Here is an 8,609-nt window from a genome sequence, read left to right as displayed (position 1 = left end):
TAACCACTAGGTAACGACTACGAGATAACACAAAAAACGGGCTCTCACGGCGTCAGCGGTGAGAGCCCGTTCTGTGCGCCGATTCGACACGTTCGACCGAGTGAGTTCCAGTTCCTGTCGATTCACCCCACGGCACCGCACACTGCAGTCAGCATCGAACCTTGAGTGATCAACACCCAAAACCGCACCTGCTTCTCAACCAGCTCATACTTCGACCACACGTACAACACCTCACAAAAATAGAGTGTTGCGACGACCGATTGAATCCGCCTGCGGCTTACAGTGTAGATCCTCAGCGCTCACTGGGGACTTGCGCACGCCTCCGCAGTGCTCAGATTTATCCAGCGCGCGCGATATATCGAAGTGCGCTGAATGGGTGGTCTTTGTTGGCCGAATGGCTATTTGGCCGCTACCCGATCGGCCTCGCAGGCTTAGCCACATGATCTCGGGCGTCTGGGGCTCAATAGATACAGGCCTCAACTGGTGTTGTTCGATGGAGTTCGGCAGAGCCGATTTCCCTCAACTGCATAGCTGAGCGTACCTGTCAATGAAGACCGACTAGGAGTAGCGATATGACATCCCAAACGGAGCCGAGCCAGGAGTCACTAAGTCTTCCTGGCCTCACTGCTCCTGCAGAAATCATCGTCGACCAGTGGGGTGTTCCGCATATCTATGCCACAAACACCTATGACGCCTTTCGGGTACAGGGCTTCAACGCCGCCCGCGACAGGCTTTGGCAGATCGACTTCTGGCGTCGTCGTGGATTGGGACGACTGTCCAGCGTTTTCGGTCCGGAGTACGCAGAGCGTGACCGCGCAGCTAGGCTCTTCCTCTATCGGGGCGATATGCATACTGACTGGCTTTCCTACGGTTCAGACACTAAGCGCGCAACGACCGCCTTCGTCGAAGGAATCAACGCGTTCATCCAGATGACCCGGGACGACGCCAGTCTTTTACCGACCGAGTTCAAGGAGCTCGGCTATGCGCCTGAATGCTGGGAGCCGTCCGACGTCTCCCGGATTCGCAGTCACGGCCTCTTCTACAACGTGCGTGAAAAGGTCTCCCGTGCCCTGACGATTCGAGACCATGGGCAGGACATCGAGGAATTGCGGCGTCGCAGAGAGCCTTTCAACGAGCTGACGATTCCAGAAGGTCTCGACGTCGCCCTGATCCCTGATGACGTGCTTGCTGTTTACGACCTCGCGACCACCCCTCCGCCGTTTACGACCCCAGATCCCGGAGCGGCTCAGGGCAAGGTTCTTCCCGAGGGAAGCAACAACTGGGTTGTCACTGGAAGCCGGACGGCGACAGGCCGACCGCTCCTCGCGAACGACCCCCACCGTGCAGCCGCGGCGCTCCCGGGTCTTCGCTACCTTGCCCACCTCAACGCACCCGGCTTCGACGTCATCGGCGGCGGCGAGCCGGGTCTGCCCGGAATCAGCATCGGCCACAACGGTCGCATCGCCTTCGGTTTGACGATTTTCGCGATCGACCAGGAAGAACTCTACATCTACAAGCTCAACCCTGAAAACCCCCGAGAGTACCGCTACCAAAACCGATGGGAGCCGATGCAGGTCGTTCGGGAGACCGTTGAGGTTAAGGGCGGCGACGACGTGGAAATCGAGCTCGTCTTCACTCGGCACGGCCCAGTCATTCACGTCGACGAGACGGCGGGAACCGCATTCGCGGTACGCGCGGCGTGGCTGGAGCCCGGCATGGCACCGTACCTCGGAAGCATGGATTACATGCGAGCCCACGACTGGGACGAGTTTCTCGGCGCCATGAACCGCTGGGGTGCTCCGCCCGAAAATCAGGTCTACGCAGACACGGACGGCAATATCGGCTGGAAGACGGGTGGACTCACACCCATCCGATCGAACTGGGATGGAACCCTGCCTGTGCCTGGAGACGGACGCTATGAGTGGGCCGGTTTCTGCGACATGGACCAATTACCGGGAGACTTCAACCCGGAGCAGGGCTGGATTGCCACGGCCAACGAAATGAATCTGCCCGAGAATTTCCCGAAGGACAGACACATCACATATGACTGGTATGCACCATATCGTCGACACCGTATCGATGAAGTCCTTTCCACAATGTCCAACGCGACAGTCGAAGACATGGTCGAACTTCAAAGCGACTACCTCAGCATTCCGGCACGCAGAATCCTCAACGCTGTTCGGGCGCTGCCGCTCCCGGATCCGGATGCCGTCGATGGCCTACGCCTTCTTTTGGACTGGAACAACGTACTGGATGCAGACTCCGCAGCTGCGGCCCTCTTTGAGGTTTGGTATCGCCGACACCTGCGCCCTGCACTCCTCGCCCGCGCCGTCAGCCATGTCACCAAGAGTGACGACAACGCGCACGTCTTGAAGAGAATTGCCAATAAGGAAGACCTTCTCGCCGATGCACGCATCGACCTCGAGCTGATAGAAGCACCGGGAGATCGACTCGGTCCAGACCCAACGGGGTTCTTGATGGACACCCTTAGCAACACCCTGCCCAACGCCTTAGCGGAAGTCGAGAGTCTTCTGGGTGTCGAACGGGCCTCGTGGACTTGGGGTCGACTCCACCCTGCCCGAGCGGCGCACCCGCTCAAGGCGCTGCTCGGCGGTGTCGACGAGGAGAAACTCGTCGTCGGACCGCTCCCTCGAGGCGGAAGCGGCGATACGGTGGGCAACACCGCATACGGACCGAACTTCGTGCAGAGTGCAGGGTCTACGTTCCGCGTCGCAATCGACGTCGGCAATTGGGACGCATCGCTCGCGATGAATGCTCCCGGCCAATCAGGCAATTTGGAGAGCCCCCACTACCAGGACCTCTTCGAATCATGGGCACGCGGAGAAGCATTTCCTCTGCTCTACACCCGGTCAAGCATTGAAGCCGCGGCCGAACACATTATCCATCTCTCACCTACAACCGATTAATCTCAAGGAAAGGAAATATCATGGGACACCTCCAATTACCCGAGGGCAAGAAAATCGCTGTCAACCTTGGAACGGACTTCGACGCCCAGGCGTTGTGGCTCGGAGCCTTCAACCGGCCGAGTCCGGCCACCATGTCACGCGGAGAGTATGGTGCCGAGGTCGGCGTCCCGCGACTGTTGGAACTGTACGACCGCTACGACATCAAGTCCACCTGGTTCACCCCGGGGCACACAGTTGACACCTTCTCGAAACAGTGCAAGGAGGTTCTCGATCGCGGACACGAGTTCGGACACCACGGTTACTACCACGAAATCCCGCCGGGAATCACCACTGACACCGAGAAGCGCCTCATGCAGCTCGCTTTCGACTCGTTCGAAAAGGTCCTCGGGATTCGACCTGTCGGCTACCGTTCGCCTTACTGGGACTATAGCGAGAGCACCTTGGACCTCGTCGAAGAGTTCGGGTTCCGTTACGACAGCAGCCTCATGGCTCGCGACCTGGTCCCCTACTATCCTCGTCGCTGGCAGGTTCGTTGGGAGCGGGGCAACATCGCCGGTAAGGCGAGCCATGTTCTCGAAGTTCCCGTCAACTGGTACCTGGATGATTTCCCGCCGCTCGCTTACACCGGGCCGCAGGCGGGTATGCAGGACACCGAAACCATTCTGCGCAGGTGGACGGATATCTTCGACTACGCCTACGCCAAGGTCGAGAATCCCGTCTACGCAACGTGCGTGCACCCCCAGACCATCGGGCAAGCGCACCACATCATGTGGTACGAGCGCCTCATTGAACACATCGCGTCCAAGGACGGCGTGTGGTTCGCAACCCTCGACGAGATCACCGCGGCCTGGGTCGATGACCAAGAGGACCTCCGTCTCCAAGCGCTCCCCGACATTCGTGGAGTTGAAGCGCCGCCGGCCGACTCCAGCTTCGCCCTCAGCGTCTGAGTAAGGAGTGGTGGGCCTGTTGGAGCCGGCCCCACCACCCCTCGGCACACCGAGTTCGCCGACGGTCAGTGGGTTCGGACGAAAGGGTAACGAAAAATTCTGTCCGATCGGTCCGGTCATCAAGACGGAATTCGACATCGAGGACCAGTTGATCGGGGCTTTTGTCGATGGGATGCCGCGCCGCTGCGGCATCCCATCGGAGATGCTTCGTAGCATCCCCGAACTGATCGTGTTCATCTCAGACGGTGGAGGTCTGAATCGAAGGAATCGGCTCGTTCAGTAACCCGCATGCGATCGTGAGTATGGCGTGCCGCAAACTTTGGTGTGACGCGTCAATCGAGCAAGTGCATGCTCATCGCGAGATGAACAAGTTCGGACCGCCGCTGGAGTTTATGGCGCTTCAACATCGCAGAGATATGGAACTTGACGGTGTGTGGACTGATGTTCGAAAGTTCCGCGATGTCGTAGTTGTTGGAGCCGCGGGCTATCTCTGAAACGATACGTAGTTCACGTTCGGTGAAGGCTTCCGATTGGCTCTGGCCAAAGGACTCACGGAGAAGGGGCCCCGACAACCGTGAATCGAAATAGTGTCCACTTCGTATCACTTCACGCAAGATCTCGGGGATCTTCGAGGTGTCCGTGTCCTTGAGCATATAGCCGGCGGCTCCGGCTTGAACGCTTTGCCGAAGCAGTTCTGAGTTGCCGTAGGCACTGAACAGGAGAACCTTCACCTCGGGAAACGCTTGGGTCAAGGCCGAGCAGGTCTGGATGCTGCTCTCGCCATTAAACTGTAAGTCGAGCAGGAGCACATCGGGTTTTGTGCCGGCTAGAAGATCGGCTGCCTCCGCGAGCAGAGAGCTGGAGCCCACGAGTTCCAGGTCCTCCTCACGCAGTGCCATCGCCGCGAGCCCGTCTCGGACTATCTGGTGGTCGTCAACGACGCAAAAGCGGATCATTGGTGTTCTCCTTGACTGAAACGATCGACACGTACTGTGACAACGAGGCCTCCTGAGGGGGCCGAGGAAAAAGAAAGGTGTCCATCGACGGATCGAACAGCATCCTGCATCCCGCGGACTCCGAAATGAGAGGTACCTATCGATTGCATTTGGTTTAGCCGCACCGGGGTCATTGCGGCGCCGTTGTCTCGGATCGTGAGCGTCGCCGTGGCCTCAGCCAAGTCGAGCTGGACGTGAATATGTGTGCACTGGGCGTGTCTTTCTGCGTTCACAATGGCCTCTTGGCCAACCCGGACTAGGGTATCGGCCGCAAGAACCGAAAGAGTTCCATGAGCGGGCTCGATGTTCTCCCCGTGACTGCGGCTGATTCCCGAGAAGTGGCGCAGTTCCTTTATTCGGTTCATTACCTCGCGTGCATCCGCCACTCCCTCGATGTCATCATCTGCGAGCAACTGGGAGAGCTGGTTTCTCAAGGCGTCCATGGCTGACCTCGTCGCGTGTTCGATAGCGGCGTAGTGCTGTTGCGCGGCGGCCGATGGAGTTGATCGCCGGCCCTCCTCGACGACAAAGCCGATTTCGACAAGACGGCGCACCACAGAATCGTGAATAGCGAATGCAAGTCGCTCGCGTTCTTCGCGTTTGACTACCTGCCTCCGGTAGACATCCATCATGTTCTGCTCGACTCCAAACATGGCGAACTGTGCAAACTCTTCAAGTATGCGTTCATCAGTTTCGGTGAAAGCGCGCAGGCTCCGGTCACCGACGTAAATCAGCCCGCTCACCTGCTCATCCAGGATGAGCGGTGCTGCCATTGCTGAGATGATTCCTTCGGCGCGGGTCTCCGCAACGGGAGCCGACAACAGGCGGTCGTCCCGGAAATAGTTGAGGGAACGGACTGGGTTGCGCATTACCCGGGCCAAGCCGCCGAGGCCATGTCCTTCTTCGACACGAAGCCCCCGGAAAGCCGAGGTGGTTATTCCCAGAGTCTGGGCAAAGCGAAACGTCTGGCGATCCCGTTCCGGCATCGCCAGATAGGAAACCTCAGTGCTGAAAAGGGCCTTGGCGGATTGCAGGATTGCGTGAAGTCGCAGCTCGGCGTCAGGGAGGGTTGCATTAGCTTCCGCGACCTCTCTCAGGGCCGCATGCAATCCGTCCTTGATTATGGCGGAACCAGAGGCGCGACCGCTTTGAACGGCGCTACTGATTGCGTGGGAGTGGTGATCACTTTCCTTTGGGAGCGGCACTCGACGACTGGATAGATTGCCCGTGATGACACTGCCGCTTCCGTACTCGTCTCGCCAGGGAATGATTACAGCCGAGGTGAGCAGAATCGAGCGACGGCGCAAAAGGGCACGTATCGTCATATCAACGACAAAGGAAGGCAATCGCCCCGACGGCGGTTCGCTCGACGTCAACGATTCGCTCACCGTCAGCGGTTCGTTGGGTCGAGGGAAGTCCAGCTCTTGTGTACTCGAATACGCCAAGGCAATTAGGTTGGCTTGCGCGGAGTACGGGTGGTAAGTGATCAGCGCGAAATCGGCGTGTAGCGCGGCGCGGTTGAGGTCAAGAATTTCTTGAAGCGCTGTCTGAATCTCGTGAGATTGACCCCCATCGAATAGGTACTGCTCACGCGGAATTACTGCCCTACCGTGTGTCATAAATGGATTGCGTTGCATCGAATTGCATCACGAACTCACTCCCCGTCGAGTGGATGTCTCGCGTCTTCGCGACACGAAGCGTTTAGGGCGGATCATCGCCGGAAACCTCTTTAATGTTAGTGCTCTCTGTGCTTCTGCGGATTGGGCTGCTGCGGGGCGACGCATGCTTGGTCGTGACCCTCACCGGCCTACATCGCCCGGCGGACCGCCGAAGGCCTCTCCGACAGCGACATCGTCCGCTGCCTTAAACGCCACGTTGCCAATGAAATATTCGCATTGCTCACCCAGAATCCCACCATCGCGCTACCTATGGGACCGCGGCTTCGACAACGCCGTCAAACCCTCGGCATCGTCCTCACTGAGGCGGCCAAACAAATCGACGTCCCCCTACCAACGCCTAAGCCGACTCGAGATAGGACAACGTGCTGACACCAATCTGGAAATAGCCTTCAGCGCATGGCTCGACGACAAAACTCAACAACCCAATCCGGCACAAAAAATCGCTTGACATCAATAGGACCATCCACTCAATGGGTCGTGACCAAGCCGGCTTTGATAAAGTGGGCTACGTCCCGTTCGAACAGGACGCCGCGAACCTGTTCTTCCAACTCGTGTCATCGCGTCACAAACATGCCTCGCTGCTCCTGACCAGAAACTTACCTTTCGCTTCGACCAGCTCATACCGAAAACCCTCGCGACAGCGACCGTTGACCGCCTCTTGCACCACGCGCACGTCTGCCAAACCTCGGGCGACTCCATCCTCCTCACGCAGGCCCTCGCTGGGAAAGGCGTGACCCCAATGAACTGACCCTGCTCCCGAGCATGGCCAACGCTGCCAAACCATGGTGGGCAGATCTGTGGTCAAGACTGGGCAGTTTTCATGGCCACCAGCGCGCATTTCCAGTGGCCGCCAGTGGGCCGTTCCCCATGGCCCTTGTTACACAACAAGTGGCTCAGTTTTCACTGTCGTTAGTGGCTCAATTTTCAACCGACGTCGACACGTTTTTTATAATTTATCCCCGCCTACGCAATTTGGACACCTATATCGTTCGCCTGCCTGCGTCAAACTTACGAGGGATCCGATTGGTGCTTTTCCACAACACTCGATCGCCGATCCCAGTTGACTGATCGGTTCTGCGCTAATTGCGTTTTATCGCGTCAGGCCTGTGGCGACACGCGTTCTTGATGCGACGCTGCGAGGCGAGGAAGAGGAGAGAACTTGAATCCGCAGCAGTCGTGTACAGACTCCACTTTGTCAGCCAAGAAGTCGATCCAAGCCCAATTTTAGGATCTATCTTGACGCGAGGTCGTCGCTTGAGCGGTCAGTGGTATCACCCGAAAGACAGCCTGCGACGAACACCCTATCGAGCAAACTGCCCTATGACTCCGGTTTCATCGGAATGCCATGCTTTGGGCATGCTGGAGGAGCACCCTCTGTTGACACTCTCTCAGTGTTGTCGATGGGACATACGTACTCGACGACCTGCACGGACCACCTCCCTGGAATTCTGTCATCACCCACACGCAGATTTTCGTCCACTCTGCAAGAACTGTCAACTACATGGAAATCCATGTGGGCGAGCCGGATTCGTGTCAAGTGAGGTGCCGCAGCAGCAGAAACGAACTCACACGCCTTCGAAATCGCGCGAAGGTTCATGGTTTTGGGCCCATCCCGCACGGGTGAGACTTCGTAAGGCGATGATCGCGTTCGCCAGTTGCACCAATGCTTCGATGACGCGTCTCTTGAAGCCCCGGTCTCGCGCGTCTTGCCTTCGGTTCCGTCTCCGCGCGCGAGAGGGTTCTAATGATCATGAGGGATCTAGCTTTCGCCAATCTATTGCGGCATCATGAAACATGGCGCATCACGCACAGGATCCTTCAGTCCAAGAGCTGCAAGCCCCGGCGGATACGACTGTTGGTGGTCTCATTTCTCGTGCGTTGGACAATCTCGGATTCGAGAACTGGGTTCCGTCTGCGCTACTGACCGCCTCAGGTGCATTGCTTTGTTAACGCCGACTGAAAATAGGGCCAAGAACGCCAACTGAAAATAGGGCCACCAACCATTATGGAAGGTGATCAAATTGGATGATTGGGCTGAGATTCGCCACCTGCATTTGACGG

At 57.8% G+C, this 8,609-nt stretch carries 6 protein-coding genes and 1 pseudogene; 5 read left to right on the top strand and 2 right to left on the bottom strand.

What is annotated here, in order from left to right; translation table 11 throughout:
• Window positions 1–572: 572 nt before the first annotated feature.
• From CXY72_RS00430 to CXY72_RS20445, 3 genes are read left to right on the top strand one after another with little or no spacing between them, the layout of a single operon-like run.
• On the top strand, window positions 573–2,927 hold the full coding sequence (locus tag CXY72_RS00430) for a penicillin acylase family protein (RefSeq protein WP_104125769.1): 2,355 nt from the start codon (window positions 573–575) through the stop codon (window positions 2,925–2,927).
• Window positions 2,928–2,947: 20 nt separating this feature from the next.
• Window positions 2,948–3,874, top strand: a complete 927-nt coding sequence (locus tag CXY72_RS00425; protein WP_104125768.1) for a polysaccharide deacetylase — start codon at window positions 2,948–2,950, stop codon at window positions 3,872–3,874.
• A 7-nt stretch (window positions 3,875–3,881) separates the two neighbouring features.
• Window positions 3,882–4,157: a fumarylacetoacetate hydrolase family protein gene (locus CXY72_RS20445; RefSeq protein ID WP_146070974.1), complete on the top strand. Its 276-nt coding sequence runs from the start codon at window positions 3,882–3,884 to the stop codon at window positions 4,155–4,157.
• A 49-nt stretch (window positions 4,158–4,206) separates the two neighbouring features.
• Here the strand turns inward: CXY72_RS20445 and CXY72_RS00415 are convergent, their stop codons facing one another.
• Both CXY72_RS00415 and CXY72_RS00410 read right to left on the bottom strand, forming a co-directional pair.
• A complete protein-coding gene (locus tag CXY72_RS00415) occupies window positions 4,207–4,830 on the bottom strand; it encodes a response regulator transcription factor (RefSeq protein ID WP_104125766.1) in 624 nt (207 codons plus the stop codon).
• The gene (locus CXY72_RS00410) at window positions 4,827–6,506 is read right to left on the bottom strand and encodes a GAF domain-containing sensor histidine kinase (RefSeq protein ID WP_104125765.1); all 1,680 of its coding nucleotides are present in this window, start codon (window positions 6,504–6,506) and stop codon (window positions 4,827–4,829) included. The genes CXY72_RS00415 and CXY72_RS00410 overlap by 4 nt, the downstream gene beginning before the upstream one ends.
• Window positions 6,507–7,018: 512 nt before the next feature.
• On the opposite strand from CXY72_RS00410, the pseudogene CXY72_RS20290 reads away from it, so the two are divergent.
• Together CXY72_RS20290 and CXY72_RS20285 are read left to right on the top strand one after the other, a co-directional pair.
• A pseudogene (locus tag CXY72_RS20290) lies at window positions 7,019–7,102 on the top strand (hypothetical protein); the annotation flags it as partial.
• Window positions 7,103–7,206: 104 nt separating this feature from the next.
• The gene (locus tag CXY72_RS20285) at window positions 7,207–7,296 is read left to right on the top strand and encodes a hypothetical protein (RefSeq protein ID WP_255409243.1); all 90 of its coding nucleotides are present in this window, start codon (window positions 7,207–7,209) and stop codon (window positions 7,294–7,296) included.
• The last annotated feature ends 1,313 nt before the right edge of the window (window positions 7,297–8,609 follow it).

Source organism: Cryobacterium sp. Y57, assembly GCF_002929505.1.
In the GTDB taxonomy this organism is placed as follows: Bacteria; Actinomycetota; Actinomycetes; order Actinomycetales; family Microbacteriaceae; genus Cryobacterium.
The sequence above is the reverse complement of the archived record's forward strand: the minus strand, read 5'-3'. Positions and strand labels throughout refer to the sequence as shown.

Bases quoted from the DNA above. Each gene is read 5' to 3' on its own strand.
- CXY72_RS00410 (WP_104125765.1), bottom strand. From the start codon at position 6,506: ATGCAACGCAATCCATTTATGACACACGGTAGGGCAGTAATTCCGCGT.
- CXY72_RS00430 (WP_104125769.1), top strand. From the start codon at position 573: ATGACATCCCAAACGGAGCCGAGCCAGGAGTCACTAAGTCTTCCTGGC.
- CXY72_RS00415 (WP_104125766.1), bottom strand. From the start codon at position 4,830: ATGATCCGCTTTTGCGTCGTTGACGACCACCAGATAGTCCGAGACGGG.
- CXY72_RS00425 (WP_104125768.1), top strand. From the start codon at position 2,948: ATGGGACACCTCCAATTACCCGAGGGCAAGAAAATCGCTGTCAACCTT.